Source organism: Bacillus inaquosorum KCTC 13429, from assembly GCF_000332645.1.
In the GTDB taxonomy this organism is placed as follows: domain Bacteria; phylum Bacillota; class Bacilli; order Bacillales; family Bacillaceae; genus Bacillus; species Bacillus inaquosorum.
The window spans coordinates 441,811-459,455 of record NZ_AMXN01000001.1; the positions used below are offsets into that span (position 1 = coordinate 441,811).

At 46.2% G+C, this 17,645-nt stretch carries 16 protein-coding genes and 2 other annotated features; of the genes, 3 read left to right on the forward strand and 13 right to left on the reverse strand.

Annotated elements, in window-relative coordinates; all coding sequences use genetic code 11:
- Positions 1–54: 54 nt before the first annotated feature.
- From thrS to BSI_RS18500, 6 genes are all read right to left on the reverse strand, one after another.
- Positions 55–1,971: a threonine--tRNA ligase gene (thrS, locus tag BSI_RS18530; RefSeq protein ID WP_003235926.1), complete on the reverse strand. Its 1,917-nt coding sequence runs from the start codon at positions 1,969–1,971 to the stop codon at positions 55–57.
- Positions 1,972–2,022: 51 nt separating this feature from the next.
- Positions 2,023–2,245, reverse strand: a binding site (T-box leader).
- A 33-nt stretch (positions 2,246–2,278) separates the two neighbouring features.
- Positions 2,279–2,506 (reverse strand) — a binding site (T-box leader).
- A 46-nt stretch (positions 2,507–2,552) separates the two neighbouring features.
- A complete protein-coding gene (locus BSI_RS18520) occupies positions 2,553–3,959 on the reverse strand; it encodes an MFS transporter (protein WP_003235930.1) in 1,407 nt (468 codons plus the stop codon).
- Positions 3,956–4,429: an Rrf2 family transcriptional regulator gene (locus BSI_RS18515; RefSeq protein ID WP_032731692.1), complete on the reverse strand. Its 474-nt coding sequence runs from the start codon at positions 4,427–4,429 to the stop codon at positions 3,956–3,958. Before BSI_RS18515 ends, BSI_RS18520 begins: the two co-directional genes overlap by 4 nt.
- A gap of 112 nt (positions 4,430–4,541) precedes the next feature.
- Positions 4,542–5,042, reverse strand: a complete 501-nt coding sequence (locus BSI_RS18510; RefSeq protein ID WP_003222046.1) for a YwgA family protein — start codon at positions 5,040–5,042, stop codon at positions 4,542–4,544.
- Positions 5,043–5,077: 35 nt separating this feature from the next.
- The gene (locus BSI_RS18505; protein WP_003235936.1) at positions 5,078–6,379 is read right to left on the reverse strand and encodes an HD domain-containing protein; all 1,302 of its coding nucleotides are present in this window, start codon (positions 6,377–6,379) and stop codon (positions 5,078–5,080) included.
- A gap of 160 nt (positions 6,380–6,539) precedes the next feature.
- Complete coding sequence (locus BSI_RS18500; RefSeq protein WP_003222050.1) at positions 6,540–6,764, reverse strand: YuzB family protein; 225 nt, start codon at positions 6,762–6,764, stop codon at positions 6,540–6,542.
- A gap of 213 nt (positions 6,765–6,977) precedes the next feature.
- Between BSI_RS18500 and rsfA the strand changes: the two genes are divergently transcribed.
- On the forward strand, positions 6,978–7,757 hold the full coding sequence (gene rsfA / locus BSI_RS18495) for a prespore-specific transcription regulator RsfA (protein ID WP_003235937.1): 780 nt from the start codon (positions 6,978–6,980) through the stop codon (positions 7,755–7,757).
- A 141-nt stretch (positions 7,758–7,898) separates the two neighbouring features.
- Here rsfA and BSI_RS18490 read toward each other — a convergent pair whose 3' ends face one another.
- The 4 genes from BSI_RS18490 to pta all read right to left on the reverse strand — a co-directional run bounded on the left by BSI_RS18490 (position 7,899) and on the right by pta (position 11,870).
- Positions 7,899–8,789, reverse strand: a complete 891-nt coding sequence (locus BSI_RS18490) for a carboxylate/amino acid/amine transporter (protein WP_003235938.1) — start codon at positions 8,787–8,789, stop codon at positions 7,899–7,901.
- A 172-nt stretch (positions 8,790–8,961) separates the two neighbouring features.
- Complete coding sequence (lipL, locus tag BSI_RS18485) at positions 8,962–9,807, reverse strand: octanoyl-[GcvH]:protein N-octanoyltransferase (RefSeq protein ID WP_003235940.1); 846 nt, start codon at positions 9,805–9,807, stop codon at positions 8,962–8,964.
- Positions 9,808–9,854: 47 nt separating this feature from the next.
- A complete protein-coding gene (gene cysL, locus BSI_RS18480) occupies positions 9,855–10,754 on the reverse strand; it encodes a cysJI operon transcriptional regulator CysL (RefSeq protein WP_003222059.1) in 900 nt (299 codons plus the stop codon).
- Positions 10,755–10,898: 144 nt separating this feature from the next.
- Positions 10,899–11,870 carry a phosphate acetyltransferase gene (gene pta, locus BSI_RS18475; protein WP_003235941.1) on the reverse strand — a complete coding sequence of 324 codons (972 nt, stop codon included), beginning with the start codon at positions 11,868–11,870 and terminating at the stop codon, positions 10,899–10,901.
- A gap of 271 nt (positions 11,871–12,141) precedes the next feature.
- Here pta and hemQ point away from each other — a divergent pair, with 271 nt between their 5' ends.
- Positions 12,142–12,906 (forward strand): hydrogen peroxide-dependent heme synthase, encoded by a 765-nt coding sequence (hemQ, locus tag BSI_RS18470; protein ID WP_003235942.1) that lies wholly within the window; start codon positions 12,142–12,144, stop codon positions 12,904–12,906.
- Positions 12,907–13,037: 131 nt separating this feature from the next.
- Positions 13,038–13,817, forward strand: a complete 780-nt coding sequence (bacG, locus tag BSI_RS18465; RefSeq protein ID WP_003235943.1) for an NADPH-dependent reductase BacG — start codon at positions 13,038–13,040, stop codon at positions 13,815–13,817.
- 13 nt (positions 13,818–13,830) lie between these two features.
- On the opposite strand, the gene bacF is transcribed toward bacG, so the two are convergent.
- Genes bacF through bacD form a run of 3 tightly spaced genes read right to left on the reverse strand, consistent with a single transcriptional unit; the run spans position 13,831 to position 17,630 of the window.
- Entirely contained in the window at positions 13,831–15,030 is a 1,200-nt protein-coding gene (bacF, locus tag BSI_RS18460; RefSeq protein ID WP_003235944.1) for a transaminase BacF, read from the reverse strand.
- A complete protein-coding gene (bacE, locus tag BSI_RS18455; RefSeq protein ID WP_003235945.1) occupies positions 15,031–16,215 on the reverse strand; it encodes a bacilysin exporter BacE in 1,185 nt (394 codons plus the stop codon).
- Positions 16,212–17,630: an alanine--anticapsin ligase gene (gene bacD, locus BSI_RS18450; RefSeq protein WP_003235946.1), complete on the reverse strand. Its 1,419-nt coding sequence runs from the start codon at positions 17,628–17,630 to the stop codon at positions 16,212–16,214. The genes bacE and bacD overlap by 4 nt, the downstream gene beginning before the upstream one ends.
- Between the last annotated feature and the right edge of the window lie 15 nt (positions 17,631–17,645).

Sequence of the window (17,645 nt, forward strand, 5' to 3'; positions counted from 1 at the left end):
TGATTCCGGATAGGGAAAGTCAAAAAAGCAAAATGAGAATTTACAGCTTTTCTCCTAGATACTTCGATTTTTCACCTGTTTGACAAGTTTTTCTTTAAACGTCTGAAAAGGAACGTGTTCATTCTGCTGATGTCCGAATTGGCGGACGTTTACCGCACCTTCCTGCTCTTCATGATCTCCAAGCACCAGCACGTACGGGACTTTCTGCACCTGCGACTCTCTGATTTTGTAGCCGAGCTTCTCATTGCGCTCATCAATGCCTGCTCTTATCCCCAGCTGCTTCAGCTCTGCCTGCACCTTTCTGCAATAGTCCAAGTGAACGTGCGAAACCGGTAGGATTTGAACCTGGATCGGTGCAAGCCAGACTGGGAATGCCCCGCCGAAATGCTCAATCAAAATGCCGAAGAAACGGTCTATCGAGCCGAATACCGCTCTGTGTATGACAACAGGACGAACCTTTTCATTGTGTTCATTGATATATGTTAAATCAAATTTTTCCGGCATTTGAAAATCAAGCTGAATTGTCGCGCATTGATGGCTCCGTTTCAGGGCATCTTTTATGTGAAAATCAATCTTCGGCCCGTAAAACGCCCCATCGCCTTCATTAACCTCATAAGGCAGGCCGAGCTCTTCAAGGACGTGTGCTAAGGCACGTTCCGACGCTTCCCAAAGGCTGTCATCGCCTAATGAATCCTCCGGGCGAGTCGAGAGTTCGACCGAATATTCGAAGCCAAATGTACGATATACCTCATCAATTAGCCCAACCGCTTCTTTGATCTCACTCTCAATCTGATCCTCCCGAACGAAGATATGGGCGTCATCCTGACAGAACGTCCGGACGCGAAGCATTCCGTTTAAAGCACCGCTGTATTCGTGGCGATGTACCTGGCCGAATTCCGCCATGCGAATCGGCAGATCCCGATAAGAATACAAGCTGTTTTTAAAGATGAGCATGTGGCCCGGGCAATTCATCGGCTTCATTGCGAATCTTGTATCATCGACTTCTGAAAAATACATATTGTCACGATAATGATCCCAGTGGCCTGACTGCTCCCATAACCGCTGATTCATCATAAACGGCGTACGCACCTCATCATAGCCGGCATTGGTTTGCAGCTCACGCGAGAAGCGTTCCAGCTCATTGCGGACAATCTGCCCTTTTGGCAAATAAAATGGCATCCCCGGCGCTTCTTCAGAAAACATAAACAGCTCTAATTGTTTGCCAAGCTTGCGGTGGTCTCGTTTTGCCGCTTCTTCCAGCATATGCAGATGCGCATCGAGATCTTTTTTCTTTTGAAACGCAACCCCGTACACCCGTTGAAGAACTTCATTTTCGCTGTCTCCGCGCCAATAAGCGCCCGATACTCTTGTCAATTTGAACGCCTTGATCATTCCTGTAGAAGGAAGATGAGGCCCGCGGCACAGGTCAACGAATTCTCCCTGCTGATACAGCGTAATGTCCTCCCCCCGCGGAATATCCTTCAAAATCTCCAGCTTAAACGGCTCGCCTTTTTTGGCAAACAGTTCTTCAGCCTCTTCGTAAGAAACCTCATTTCGTTTGATTTCAAGGTTCTCATTTATAATGTTCTTCATTTCTTTTTCGATGGCCTTTAAGTCTCCTGATGTTAAGCTTTTCTCCAGCTTCATGTCATAGTAGAAGCCGTCTTCAATCACTGGACCTATCCCCAATGACACTTCGCCGTACAGCCGTTTCACCGCTTGAGCCAGCACGTGCGCTGATGTGTGGCGGAGCACCTGTAAGCCTTCTTGGGAATCAAGTGTGACAATCGAAAGCTCAGCATCCTCCTCCAGCTTGAAGCTGAGATCAACAAGCTTGCCGTTGACCTGGCCCGCAGCCGCCTTCTTTTGCAGACTGGAACTGATAGAACCAGTCGCTTCTTTAATAGTGACGCCTTTCGGATATTCCTTGATCTGTCCGTCCGGAAGCTGAATGTGTACATGTTTACTCATTTTAAACACTCCTTATCAATTGTTGTATAAAAAAAACACACCCATCCCTCTAAAAGGGACGAGTGTGTGATTAACCCGTGGTTCCACCCAAATTCCCGACAAACGCTATGTTTATCGGCTCGGTGCTGTAACGCAGCATAGACGGCATTGGATACTTCAGTTCCCCAATGCTGCTCCAAGGCGGTAAACGATATTCCTAAGCCGGGAAGCTCTCACCTTTCCTTCCCTCTCTGAAAACCGTAAATATCATTCATGTCCTTTTCTTCGCATATATTTAGTTCATATAAAAAAACACACCCATCCCTCTAAAAGGGACGAATGTGTTTATATCCGTGGTTCCACCCAAATTCCCGATCAACACACATGGTGTATCGGCTTTAAGGTGCTGTAACGCAGCATGACGGTATCAGATACTTGATTTCCCCGATACGGCTCAAAGGCGGTAAGCTGCTTTCCCTGCGTTAGGAAGTTCTCAGCTGTCCTTCCCTCTCTGGAAACCGTAAAAAGCATCTCGTGTCCTTATCAGTGCCTGTTGTTTCAATAATTTTTTATATCTTACTATATATTCCCACAAAGCGCAATCAGTGATTTACATTTTTTTCTGACGCGGCAGTCCCGTTATGGGCAGCCAGAAACAGCCATACAAGCAATGCGGCGAGGCTGTACGCCGCTCCCATCATCAAAAACGTAAACCCGGCACCGGCATACCAAGTGGCGGACAGATGAATGATCACCCCGGATACCGCTACGCCGACCAAGGCTCCGATTTGCCGGTTTCCATTTAAAGCCGCGCCGGCGATATTCGCATGCTTTTGCCCGGCAGCCTGCATGATTACAGTTGTCATGGCAGGAACTGTAATGCCGGTGCCAAGGTTCATGACAGACATCAAAACAGCCAGCTGCCAATAAGGAAAATCCGGTGAAATCAGCACAAATAACAGCAATGCAATGATACAGCTGACCGTCATTGACACAAACATAAGCTGCCCTGCTTCGAACCGATTCGCCAGACGGGCAAACAGCAGGTTGCCGATCACGAAGACGGCCATCATCGGCAGCAGCTCAACTCCGGCCATAAAGGAGCTTGCGCCTCTTGCTTCCTGCAAAAAAAGACTCAGCATAAACATGCCGCCGAAAAGGGCAAAATTGAGCAGAAAACCGACAAACTGAGCAGCTGAGAAACGGCCGTTTTTATATAAGGACACCGGCAGAATCGATGTTTTCGCAGAGATTTCCCGCAGCAAAAACAGCACAAATGCCAAAAGCGCCGCCGCGAATGCACCGAGAATTACGGGCGAACGCCAGCCCGCTGAAGGCCCCTGTATCAATGCAAAGGAGAGAAACCCGAGAGCCGCCACTCCAAGCAGGTGCCCTGTGATATTCACGTGCCTGCTTTTTCCCGGCACGCGGTCGAGTATTCGGTAAGCTGAAATGAGCGCAGCCGCCCCTAAAGGCACGTTGATCAGAAAAATACTCTGCCAGCCTGCTGCTTGTACCAGCACACCGCCGATAAAGGGCCCAAGGCCAGAAGCGGCGGACACAAAGGCAGCCCACAACCCAAACATTTTCGCCCGCACCCGCTCATCAGGGTAAGAGGCCGCCAAAAGGCTGAGTGAGCTCGGCATAAACAAAGCCGCGCCAATTCCCTGTATGAGGCGTCCGGCAATCAGCATCTGGCCATTAATCGATACCGCACAAAGGCAGGAGGCCAGGACAAAAATGGCCAAGCCCAGTATATATATCGCCTTCGAGCCGAAACGGTCAGCCAAGGCTCCGCCCGCCAGCAGAAGTGAAGCAAACGTAAGGATGTACCCGTCCACAACCCATGTCACACCTGAAAGTGACATCGAAAGAGCGTTTTTCATATCTGCCATTGCCACATTCACAACGGTTACATCAAGAGTAGCCATGAGAAAACCGAGAGCGAGCACGATCAGCACGGATATTCCTGATGATTCTGATTTTTGTAACGGCCCGCTATTTTTCATTGCAATTGCCCTTTCAATTGCTGGTTTACCCAATCATCTATTTTTTCAAGATCATACAATTCCCCGACTCTGTCCATGACATGCTGCAAGGATTCTTCTCTCATGAGATTGGCCCATTTATCCTCGATTTCCCCCATGACTGTCTCCAGCACACAGTTACTTTCACCCTCGAATACGGATTGCAGCAGGCCTTTCCCCTGATACATCGAACCTCTGCCTTCAACCGCTTGATAAACATCATAGAGCGTAATGTCCGTCAAAGGCTTCGTAAGGGTAAAACCGCCCTTCGTCCCCGGTATGGATTCTGCCAAACCGGCCTGAACCAATGTTCTCATCAGCTTCTTCAAATAAGACGGAGACACACGCAAACGCTGGCTGATTGCCTCTGACGTTAAAGAAGACTGTACGGGCAACCTGGACAATAACAGCAGCACAGAAACCGCCTGCTCCATCCCTGATTTCATTTTCATCATACTTCACTCCCGATTCATTATGGATAACTAATATCCACAATAGATCCCTTAGCAACTTTTGTCAACAAAAAAAGCAAAAGAAACGGTTCATTTCTTTTGCTTGGTATGGTTAACAAATCTGCTTCAGTTCCTCTATGTATTGAAGCGCTTCGTCATATTCTTCATTTGTATATTTTTGCTTGCTTTTGATTGTAAAGACTTTTTCTTTCTTTTCCTCAGCCTCAAGCCCGTCAAAGTAAAGGATCGTGGAAACCAGCTCTAAAAACCGTGATGAACGGCTGTTTACACTGTCGATATAGCCTTTAATATCCGGCATATCCAGATCAGCATGGTCTAAAAACGCGGAGCCTGTCTCAGTCAGTGAATAACGGTATTGAAAGTAGCCGCCCTTTTTTTCCTTCACCTCATGCAGAAATCCAAGGTTGCACAGCTCTTCAATCTGGAGCGTCAGTTCCTCTGAATACGGTCCGTAAAAGTGAAAATCATATTTCTCATAGAAAGGAAACTGCATTTTTTTAGCGATATAAATCATTTTCTGCAGCTTCTTCCGCCCGATGATTTCTCCAGAATCCGAGAACACCTTCATCAGTTTTGCATGTTCTTTCAACAAATTCCCGACATCTCCTTTTTCCTTCTTTCCAATTTCTATGTCAGTCCCAGCAGCTGCCGGATTTTCATTTTCGCTTCCGGATGTTCAGAGCCGTCACAAATCAGGTCCTTCGGATAGTACAGCTTGTGGTCCGTCCGCCGTTTTCCGGAAATGGATTCCACAATAGCCGACTGTCTGGACAGCTCTTTAATTTGGCCGTTTTGCGTCAAGAGATGGATCGGCAGACGCTCCTCTTCCTCTCCCGGACGGTAAAAATCGTATGGCAGATCTGAAGAAGAATCGACGACCAAATAATAGCTCGGATCGATTCCCGCCTCTTTGAACAATGAAGTCAGCTCAAAATATGCCGACATTTCTTCGTTCGGATTGAATTCAACGTATTGGAACAGCTGGCGGTTAATGAATCTGCGGCACAAATCGGATAAAATCGCATCTTCTTCATCCTCCCAGGCCTGGAAGTAATACAAAATAATAGATTCATCCAGCTTCAAATAATCCTCCAGCGTCAATTTCCCTTCAAAAATAGAATAGAAATGAACCGGAGCGTGAGTGAACACATAGCCTTCATCGTGCAGCTGCTTCGCCCTGTGAAGAATCTTCGTTAAAATAACCTCTGCGCTTCTTGTCACAGGATGGAAATACACCTGCCAGTACATTTGGTAGCGGCTCATGATGTAGTCTTCGACAGCGTGCATCCCGCTTTCTTTAATGACGATCTGATCCTCGCGCGGGCGCATCACCCGAAGGATCCGCTCCATATCAAAATGGCCGTAGCTGACGCCCGTATAATATGCGTCGCGCTGCAGGTAATCCATGCGGTCTGCGTCAATCTGACTCGAAATTAGGCTGACCACTTGCTTGTTTTTATATGTTTTGGCAATGACTTCAGCAACATCCTGCGGGAAACGCGGGCTCACCTTTCTGAGCACCTGATTGACCTCTGTGTCCCCCAAAATGATATCTCTTGTAAAATCTTCGTGGTCAAGGTGAAAGACTTTTTCAAATGAATGCGAGAACGGCCCGTGCCCGAGATCATGAAGCAGCGCCGCGGCCAAACAGAGTTCGCGCTCACTGTCATCCCATTCATGGCGGCCTTTAAAGACGTCATCAACCATTCTCCTGACAATTTCATAGACACCGAGAGAATGGTTGAAACGGCTGTGCTCAGCGCCATGGAACGTCAAATACGTCGTGCCGAGCTGCTTAATTCTGCGGAGACGCTGAAATTCGCGGGTTCCGATCAAATCCCATATCAGCTTGTCCCGTACATGAACATAGCGGTGCACCGGATCTTTAAACACTTTTTCTTCTGATAATTTTCCATTTGGATACGCCATCGTCATTCCCTCTTTTTTTTAGCCGTGTTTCTATTATATCGACTCTATTCTTTGAAAACATCCTTGAATTTGCCCGGCGATTTGTTCCACCTTTACGAAAAACACATGATATGAAGCAAAAAAGCCTGACCTGAGGGCCGAGGCTATTGAAAATATGTTTTTACTTTTTTATTTTCTTTTTTACTTTGTCAATCAGCTCATCCTCTGTCGGAGCTGACAGCGGACGATTGTTCACAAAAGCAAATGATTTTTTCCGTCCGGGCCCGCAATAAGATTGGCATCCTACCTCAACCTTTGCGTCCGGGTCCACTTCTTTTAAACGCGGCAGCAATGTTTTGATATTAGTGGCTTGGCAATCATCACACACTCGAAATTCATTAGCCATGACGTACGCTTCCCTTCATTTCTATGTTCATCTATGTGAATAACCTAAAATCGCTTTTCAAAAAAATCACATCACTCTTCATTTTACAAGGATTCGACTGTTCCTGCAAGCCGCTCCATCCTTCGTATCTCCTATTCTTTCAGCCAACTTGTATAAATGTTTTCCATACTGGACATTCTAATACCATGAAAAGAAAAATGGGAGTTGAGATAAATGACAAAACAGCGACAAGACGCTTGGTCAGAAGAAAATGATCTGCTTTTAGCCGAAACAGTGCTTCGGCATGTGAGGGAGGGCAGCACCCAGCTGAACGCCTTTGAAGAAGTCGGTGATAAATTGAACCGGACATCCGCAGCCTGCGGATTCAGATGGAACGCGGTAGTCCGCCATCAATATGAAAAAGCGCTACAGCTTGCGAAAAAACAGCGAAAACAGCGGATGAGAGCGCTCGGAAACGGGCAGCCAGCGAAAAAAAGACTATTATATCAGCCTCCTGCGGTTGATCCTGGAATCATTCAAGAAACCGCTGCAGAGGAGCCGGCCAAAACGGACGCACCATCAGCCGAAAATGAGCAGCAGCCTTTAATGTCAGGCGAACACATGCCTTTTGTGGATGAAAGCTTTAAGGAAGAGTTAGCTAGTCTATCACACTTATTGTCTCCTCAAACGCCTGCAGCTGCGCCTGAGATGACAATGAATGATGTGATCCGCTTCCTGCAGAATTACGAAGGCAATAACGAGCAATCATCGGCATTAAAAATGGAAAATGAACGTTTAAAGAAAGAAAATCAGGAATTGCAAAGCAAAACGGAACAGCTTGAGGCAGAAGTTCAAAAGCTTGAAAAAGACCAAAAAACGATCCAAGAAGATTATGAAACCTTGGTAAAAATTATGAATAGAGCCAGAAAGCTAGTTTTATTTGAAGAAGATGAACATGCCTCTCCGTCCTTCAAAATGGATCGGAACGGCAATTTAGAAAAATTAGCAGAATAACTTAGAAAAATCCCAAAACGAGCTGCTGTTTTGGGATTTTCGCCATGTGCAAAATCCCCTTTTCCATTGGGAAAAGAGGATTTTATCATTTTGCTGCGAGCCCCGCTATTCTTGTAAAATGAGGCCAAGCTTAGTGATCTATTAAGACATGTGAGCTGTCTCAGCCGTTTTTTGATTACGAGGCGCAGCGGAAATGACCAGAAGCCCCAGCATCATAAGTGCAATGCCGAGCCACGAGGAAAGTGAAAGCATTTCCCCTATGAATAACACGCCCAGCAATGAGGCCGTCAGCGGTTCAGCTAAAGACAGCGTGACCGCCGCCGAGGCCGGAACCCCGGTAAGCCCTTTCACAAACAAAAAGTAAGCGGCACATGTTGCAATTAACCCGATGTAAAGGCTCGTTCCCAGTCCTCCCGGGGTCAATATCCACGAGATATCTGACTGCCATAAAAGCGGCGTCAGCAAGATGGCGCTGATCATAAAGACAACGGCGGAAGTCGCTCGCGGAGGCTGGGTTTTCATCATCGATTTACTGATTAGCGTATAGCCCGCAAAAGAAGCACCCGCTCCAAGCGCCATTAGAACACCAGCAGCATCAACCCGAACATTGGAACTGTCGGAAAACAGGAGCCAGCAACCCGCTAAAGCCAGTACAGTCGCGACCCACCAAGAGTTTCGCGGGCGTTTTTTCAATACGGCCCACTCCATGCTCCCGGCAATGATAGGTGCACTGCCGATCGCAATCACAGTCCCCACAGCGATTCCGGTTTCTTTAACGGCTGTGAAAAACAGCGGCTGGTAACACGCCATACAAACTGCTGCTGATAACACGAGCGGCCATGACCAATTTTTCACATGAAGCTCCCTGCTGATCCAAACCGCAAGCAGCATGGCGCTTCCTCCTATTAATAATCTGAACGCTCCGAATGCCAGCGGTGTGGAGCTTTCTGGAGCCATCGCCTGAACAGTTCCCGTAGTTCCCCAGAAAAAAGCCGCGATCAGCACAAACAGGCTGTGAAAATTCCCTTTCATCTGCTTCTCCCCTTTGTATATGGATGCTTCTGATGTCATTTTATCGTTTTTCTTTTTGCCATAGTTATCTGCATGTAAGAAGGATTTATCTGAAAATAAGATTGTTGGGGATAAATGCCGCTTAAAATAAAAAACGCATGCCAGCCGGATACGGCTGGCATGCGAAGAACGTTCACCCAAATACCTTAGCATTCCGCTCAGCCATCCGGACGAGATTTTTCTCAAATTCCATTTCCTCATCCATGGACAGTCCTGCTGAGTAAAGATGGGTGCTTAACGCTTTTAATTCCGTCAGTAAAGCGAACATTAAGTCTTGTACGGAGATGTCTGTTTGCAGAAGCTCGCTTAAGGACGCCATTGTTTCCGGACGTATCTCGGGATAGACGCCTTTTTTATCGTTTCGTTTGTCCTTCAGCGCCGCTTGGTAGAATCGTCTGATCAAATCGGCCCTTTCACTGCCGCTTTTATCCGCGCAGAGATAGATTTGAACAGCGACTCCGCCGCGAACGCGTCTTTGTGAGATGCCGGCGAATTTTTTGCCATTTATGCTGAGGTCATAGCTGCCGGGACAATATGACCCTTCAATTTCATAGGCTTCGATCTTTGCGTTGTACGGCTTTAGCATCCGTCTCATCAGCTCAACCATCGCTTCATACCCTTTGTCTATATCGATGCCTTTCTTTTCGTCCTCGAATATGAGAGAGATATTTAAAACGCCTTCATCCAAAACGACGGCCAGACCGCCGGAATTGCGTACAATGACGCGGTATCCTTCGTTCTCCAACAAGGAGATGCCGTCCTGCAAAAACGGGAGGCGCGTATCCTGAATCCCAAGGACAATCGTATTGTGGTGCACCCATGAGCGCGCTGTCGCCGGCGACACGCCTTTTCCGACGGACATGCACAGCGTATCGTCCATTGCGAAGGATTGCTTCGCATCAAATAAAGGGCCGAGACTGGATTGGTCAATGACTCTCCATGTCGGCTGCATCAGTAAATCAATCGGTTGGTTTGCCATCTATGTAAAACCCTTTCATGTTAGGCTTATGAACGAAAACTATTATATCATTTCAGCCGCTGTGATTGATAATTGCTTTTCAGCATCGTAATAAAAATTTCTTTATTTTTCGTATTCTCCATGAGAGGAGAATGAATGTAAGACAGCTTGCGCTTTAATGAGAAATCCTTAATATGGAGAATTGAAATTTCACGGTGGATCAAATCCTTATGCAGCACGCTTCTGGATAGAACAGATAGCCCCATGCCGCTGATCACCGCTTCTTTTACACCTTGATTGCTGCTGATGGTGAACATCGACTTCGGCCGCAATCCGTTTGAGCTGAGCACATGATCGAGATATTCTCTCGTCCCGGAGCCTTTCTCTCTTGTCACCCACGCTTCGTTTTGCAAATCGCTAATCGAAATATCTCTCCGCCCGGCCAGCGGGTGCTGATTCGGCGCGGCGATACACATTTCATCCTCCATGAACGGTTCAATTTCCAGTTCATTCTCGTTTGTATGTCCTTCAATCAGCCCAATATCAGCCTGAAGCATCCGCACACGCTCGCTGACCTCCTCTGTATTGCCGATCATGACATCGAGGTTCAGCTCTGGATACAGCTTTTGCAGCTGGGCCAGAAGCGGCGGAAGAATATACTCTCCGATCGTAAAGCTGGCAGCTATTTTCAATTCGCCTTTCACATAGTGATGGTGCGCATAGATTTCAGCCTTGGCTTGCTCATAGAGAAATACCATTTGCTTTGCTCTTTGATACAAAATGTCTCCTGTCGGCGTTGTTGTAAAGTGTTTTGGCGACCGATTCAGGAGAGCCGTTTGAAATTCTTTCTCAAGATTTTTGATATGCAGACTGACGCTGGGCTGGGAGATCATCAGCTTTTCCGCTGCTTTTGTGAAGTTTTTTTCTTCTACTACCGCTATAAACGTTTTCAGCACGTCGTAATACAAAAACCCCACCCCTGTCATTAATAAAATATATAATCATAATCAGTTTTCTTTATTGTACTCATATCATCTGTCTTGGTAAAGAAGGCTATACGGGCGCAAAAAAGGCAGCCCTCAGGAAGAGAGCTGCCATCGTCTTCATTTTTATTACAGTGCTTGCGCCGCTGTAATTAATGCGAGATTGTAAACATCTTCAGCGTTACATCCTCTTGAAAGGTCGTTTACAGGCATATTTAAACCTTGCAGGATTGGTCCTACTGCTTCAAAGTTGCCCAAACGCTGAGCGATTTTATAGCCGATGTTTCCTGCTTCAAGGCTTGGGAATACGAATACGTTAGCGTCCCCTTTGATCTCGGAATCTGGCGCTTTTTTCTCAGCTACAGATGGAACAAATGCAGCATCGAATTGGAATTCGCCGTCAAGTGTCAGTTCAGGCGCTTTTTCTTTCGCGATTTTTACAGCATCCGCTACTTTTTCTGTTTCGTCAGATTTTGCTGAGCCTTTTGTAGAGAAGCTGAGCATTGCCACGCGAGGCTCAATGTCGAACATTTTTGCCGTATTGGCACTTTCGATCGCAATCTCTGCAAGATCTTGGCTGTCAGGCGCAATGTTGATCGCGCAGTCCGCGAATACGTATTGCTCTTCTCCGCGAGCCATGATGAAGACGCCGGAAGTCTTTTTCACGCCTTCTTTTGTTTTGATGATTTGAAGAGCCGGGCGTACAGTGTCGGCTGTTGAATGAGCCGCTCCGCTTACAAGTCCGTCTGCAAGGCCTTTGTACACCAGCATTGTACCGAAGTAGTTCTCGTCTAATAACGCTTTACGAGCCTGTTCTTCTGTCGCTTTGCCTTTACGGCGTTCTACGAATGCTTGTACAAGGTCTTCCATGCCTTCATATGTATGAGGATCATAAATCTTAACGCCGTCCAGCGTAAGGTTCAATTCTTTTGCTTTTGCTTGGATCTCATTTTCATTGCCGATCACAATCGGATTCAGCACTTTGTTTCCTGCAAGCTTACTGACCGCTTCTAAAATACGTTCGTCTAAGCCTTCAGGAAATACAATTTTAACGTCTTTTCCAGCTACTTTTTCTTGCACTGTTGAAAATAAATCTGCCACAACTAAAACCTCCTCAAAAAGTTACAAAAACGCTTTCTTTTACTAGCATACTCTTCTTCCAATCAAATTCAAACAGCCAACTTTCATTATAGCGCTTTCATAAAAAAATCTTATTTTTCTAACTAATTTAAGTGACTCATTCTTTTCCTTATAGCTTCTCTTATTTTTATGGAGTTATACGAAAGGGATGTTCAAGGTTTCTCTACAGTAGAATCGGATAAACTATGGTATAGTGAAGGCAATCATGAAAAGATAATAGGAGTGAATATAAATGAGTGAACAGCAAATGACGAATGAAGCGGCGAAAACGCTTGACGGCTGGTATGCGTTACATGATTTCCGCACAATGGACTGGACTTCCTGGAAGCTGCTGTCCAGCGATGAGCGCCAATCTATCATACATGAATTCACAGGATTGCTTGAAAAATGGGGCGTGGCCCAAAAAGAAGGAAAAGGATCACAGACTCTTTACAGCATCGTCGGCCAAAAAGCTGATTTTATGCTAATGATTCTTCGTCCTACAATGGAAGAATTAAATGAAATTGAGCTCGAATTCAACAAATCAAGACTTGCTGAGTTCACCATTCCGGCTTACTCCTACGTATCAGTGGTTGAACTGAGCAACTACTTGGCAAGCGGCGACGGCGACCCTTACGAAAACCCGCATGTACGTGCGCGCCTTTACCCTGAACTGCCGGAATCTAAATATGTATGCTTCTATCCAATGGATAAAAGAAGATCCGGCAATGACAACTGGTACATGCTTTCAATGGAAGAACGCAGAAACTTGATGAGAAGCCACGGCTTAATCGGCCGCAGCTATGCTGGCAAAGTCAAACAGATCATCACCGGCTCCGTCGGCTTTGACGATTACGAGTGGGGCGTTACATTATTCAGTGATGATGTGCTTCAATTCAAAAAGCTTGTGTATGAAATGCGTTTTGACGAAGTCAGCGCTCGCTACGGCGAATTCGGTTCATTCTTTGTCGGCAACCGCCTTTCGCTTGATACACTTCCTCAATTCCTATATGTATAATATCTCCTCCCGCCCTGCCGGCGGGAGTTTTTCGATTCTTCTTTATCAGAATTTAAATAAAATTTGCTATTTTCTTCGTTTTTTCTTACGATGTAGATAATAATCCAATTTTTGCAAAGGGGTGCAGTTATTTGTCAAAACGAACCGCATTTATTATGGGAGCCAGTCAAGGGATCGGAAAAGCAATCGCTCTGAAATTAGCAGACCAGCATTTTTCTCTCGTCATTAATTCACGAAACTTGGACAATATTGAGCCTGTCAAAAAAGACATTTTGGCCAAGCATCCTGAAGCGAGCGTCATTGTCCTTGCGGGTGATATGTCTGACCAGCATACGAGAGCCGGCATTTTTCATGAAATCGAGTCTCAATGCGGACGCCTTGATGTTCTGATTAATAATATTCCGGGCGGCGCGCCTGACACATTTGATAACTGCAATATAGAGGATATGACGGCCACGTTCACACAAAAGACCGTTGCCTACATTGACGCTATCAAGCGTGCTGCCTCACTGATGAAACAAAACGAGTTTGGCAGAATCATCAACATAGTCGGAAATCTGTGGAAAGAACCCGGCGCCAATATGTTTACAAACAGTATGATGAATGCCGCTTTAATTAACGCCAGTAAAAATATTTCCATCCAGCTTGCTCCTCACAATATTACTGTTAACTGCCTGAATCCTGGTTTTATCGCTACAGACCGTTACCATCAATTTGTAGAAAATGTGATGAAGAAGAACAGCCTATCCAAACAGGAAGCAGAGGAACAGATTGCTTCCGGGATTCCGATGAAACGGGTCGGATCAGCCGAAGAAACCGCAGCGCTCGCCGCGTTTCTCGCCTCCGAGGAAGCCTCCTATATCACAGGACAGCAAATTTCCGCTGACGGCGGCAGCATGAAAAGCATATAAAAAAATCCCGCTTTTAGCGGGATACTTCTTGTAATGATGCAAACGGCAGGTTCAGCTTTTGAATCCGCATGACAAATTCCCGCAGATCCTCCTGCTTCGACACCATTGATATTCTGACATGCCTTTTTCCGTTGCTTCCGAATATTTCACCCGGTGTGACAACGACGTGGGCATGCTCCAGCAAATAATCGGAGAATTGGTGAGATGTTTCAAACGTTTTCGGAATTTCAGCCCATACGTAAAACGTTCCTTTTGGCTTTTCCATCTGCCAGCCCAATTCCTTTTCACACAGCTCCGTAAAAAAATCAATTCGTTCCTCGTAGATTCGTTTCAAGGATTCCATTTGCTCCGGATCTCCTGAAAGCGCCGCACTCGCCGCGTGCTGCAGTCCGCCGAACATGCCGACAAATACATGATCCTGAAACTCATTGACGGCCTGAATGATCTTTTCATTCCCGACCGCAAACGCCATTCTCCAGCCTGCCATATTAAATGTTTTTGAAAATGAATAAAGCTCTGCCCCGACAGCTTTGGCATCCTCTGCCTCAAGAAAGCTGGCCGGTTTTTTATCGAATTCAAACGCGCCGTACGCAAAATCATGGATCAAATGGATGTTGTGCTTTTTCGCAAAAGCAGCCGCATTTGCATAAAAAGCCGCATCGGCCACAGCTCCCGTCGGGTTATTCGGATAGTTTAAAAACATAAGCTTCGCTTTATCCAGCACGGCAGGATCAATCTTTTCAAAATCCGGCAGATAGCCATTTTTTTCATACAGCGGCATTTCGTGCAGTTCAGCTCGCGCCATCGTAATTCCTGACAAATATTCAGGGTAGCCCGGATTCGGGACCAAAGCGATGTCTCCCGGATTGAGCAGGCATTGTGTCAGCACATACAAGCCGGCTTTCCCGCCGCCGAAGAGTGCAACTTCCGTTTCAGGATTGATTGACACTCCATATTCTCTTTTGTAGAAATCAGCGATTGCTTCCTTCAAAAAAGGATAGCCTCTGAATGGGCCGTATCCGTGAAACGATGGATTCAGAGACGCCTCCCGCAAGGCCTCCACAATATGCGGCGGAGTGGGAAGGTCAGGGTTTCCCTGTCCGAGATTAATGATATGCGCCCCCGTTTTTTCCAATTCCTTCACCTTTTGAAAAACGAGAGAAAACTCTTGCCTTGGAAGTGTCTTGATGACGTCGGACGGTGTTATTTCCATCTAAAAGACTCCTTTTTGCTCCGTTTTGTTATCCCGTTCCAAAAACGATTTGTTGACGAGCTTCGTATGCAGAAACAATCCGCTTACCATCACAACAATCAGCCCCATAATGACCGGAGCGTTTAAAACGTTGATTAACATCGAACCAACAGAAATGCATAATCCGATTGACGCTTCCGCCACCGAAAAAATGCGCCCTTGAATCTGGTTTGCCGCGTTCTCCTGAACCTTCACCTTTGCAAGCACTTCCCCGTATTCCATCGCGATAAAAAAGAGGATAGCGGCGATGACCGAGACAGCGAAAATCGGCGTGAATAAAAACAGTGCCAGCGAGACAATCGATAAAACGGTAAAATACGTCAGGCCTCTATTGTTGTTAAAGCCCCATTTGCTGACAAGCGCCGCTCCGATGAAGCCGCCGAAGCCGATGCAGAACGTGAGTATAAAGTTACCGATTTCCCCGTCACCCAGAAAGCGGCTGACGATTGGAAAATAGCTGTACACAATTCCCCACAGCATAGCCATCGTAATCATCGTAAACATGGCGTTTAATACGAATGCATTGGTTTTGATTTCCTTGAGTCCTTCCTTAAAAGACTGAAAGGCCTCTTTTATGTTTTCAGATTGAATCGGCACAAATTGCAGCTTGATGCGGCTGATAAAAATGGCCGAAATCAAATATGTCACACCATTAAAAGCAACAGCCAGCTCTACAGATCCGCCTAACAGAAAAAGCCCTCCGGCAGCCGCACCGACGATAATCGAGATGGTCGTCGCTTTTGCGAATAACGTGTTGATGTTTTTAATATCTGATTCCAATGAGGACATGACCGCAAGACGGGCAGGATTAAAAAACACACCGCTTCCATAAGAGATAAACAGCAGGGCGAGAAAAATCAGCGGGTACTCGCCTTTTGGAAGAAATGTGAGCCCCAAAAAGATAAGGCCCCTGATGATATCCGTCCACAGCATGATTTTAACTCTATCTAACCGATCGACCAGAACCCCCAAAAATGGCTGAAATACCATCGGAATGCTTCTGACCACGATGACCCCCGATGTCACCCAATAATCATGATAATATGTAGACAAAATGAGCAGGGCAGGGAGAACACAATAGTCTCCCATAAACGATAGCGCCTGCCCGTAAAGCAAATATTTAGAGTTTGGCTTCAGCTGTTTCATACTGGCAGCACATACTTTGCCGTCAGCTTCGCATGCAGCTGAATTTGTCTGATGGATTCAGCCACATCCTGTGAATTGCTGCCTTTTAGTTCAAATGCAGCAATGGAATTGAAGGCTTCAAACAGTGTCAAATCAACTGATGTCCCTGGTGCTGCTGCCGAAAAAGAAACGATTTCGGTATCACCCTTCAAAAGCCCGTCCGGAATATCGATCGCTTCGATCACCAAGTTCTCAGCAGTTTCCGGAATCTGGCCATTTTGTTTAAAATGCTGAGGGTACAAATGGCAGTCGGCGACATAGCAAGGCTCTTGATCTAATAATCCATCCGGCAGATCGGCGTCTTTTCCGAAGCAGAGAACATCTAATAATAATTGCGCCATATCAACGCCGAAGACCTTTTTAATATTAGGAATCATATTCCAGCCTGCGAATCTCGCTGCCGACTCTATTAAACCCGGTTCTCTGTTTTTCATTAGCTTGATCTCTGTATGTGTTGCGCAATTTTCCAGTCCAAGCCCTTCATTTGCCTTTTTGGCGGCTTCGACAATTTTCTTTTTCGCCTCTTCATCCAGAATGGACGGCGTAATGTGTGATGTTTCTGTAAATCCGATTTGCGGCGTTTTGTCATGAATGGCGATTGGGAAATACTCACCGTCTGCCATGATGCCTTCTATGCTGATATAGTCGGAGTACCCTTCTGTTTGATACCAGTCTCCATACTCACCCTGTAAAAATTCTTCAGCAATAAACGGTGCTTCAAACGTGACCGCCTTTGGCACGTTAATTGATTTCAGGTAGTCATTGACTCTGTTAAATTCATCTTCTGCCGTCTCAGTGTCCGTAATCAGCGTTACGCCGATTGAACTCGCTAAATATGTAGGCTTTAAGATAAGAGGTGTGCCAATCTCTTCAAGTGCAGCACGGAAATCCTCTAGCGTTGTGACGCGTTTGTTTTTGATCGATTTGACTCCGGCCTTATTAAAAGCGTCTCTCATTTTATTTTTATCTCTGGCATTTTCGGCGGCCTGCACTCCGGCACCCCTCAGGCCCAGACGTTCGCAGGCTTTCGCCATCGGGGCAATGAATAACTCATTGTTTGTTGTGATGGCATCCGCCCCAAACATTTCGGCAACCTTAACGATTTGCTCGACGACCTCTTCTTCAGGCTTGTCATGATCCTCATGCGCCCAATAAATGGAATCGGGATGCTCAAAATCAGCTAAGCTCTGAAAATAGTCTTTATCCTTTATGACCGCGACCGAGTATTTTTCAATCAGTGCTGCATGAGAGGCTGTAATTGCAAAAGGTCTTGGAATAAAGCTGACCAGGTTATATTTTTCAGCAGCGCTTTTATAAAACATGTGCGGCGGGCAGCCTCCAAGATCAGCGATGACCAATACTGTTTTTCTCTCCATATGTAAAACACTCCT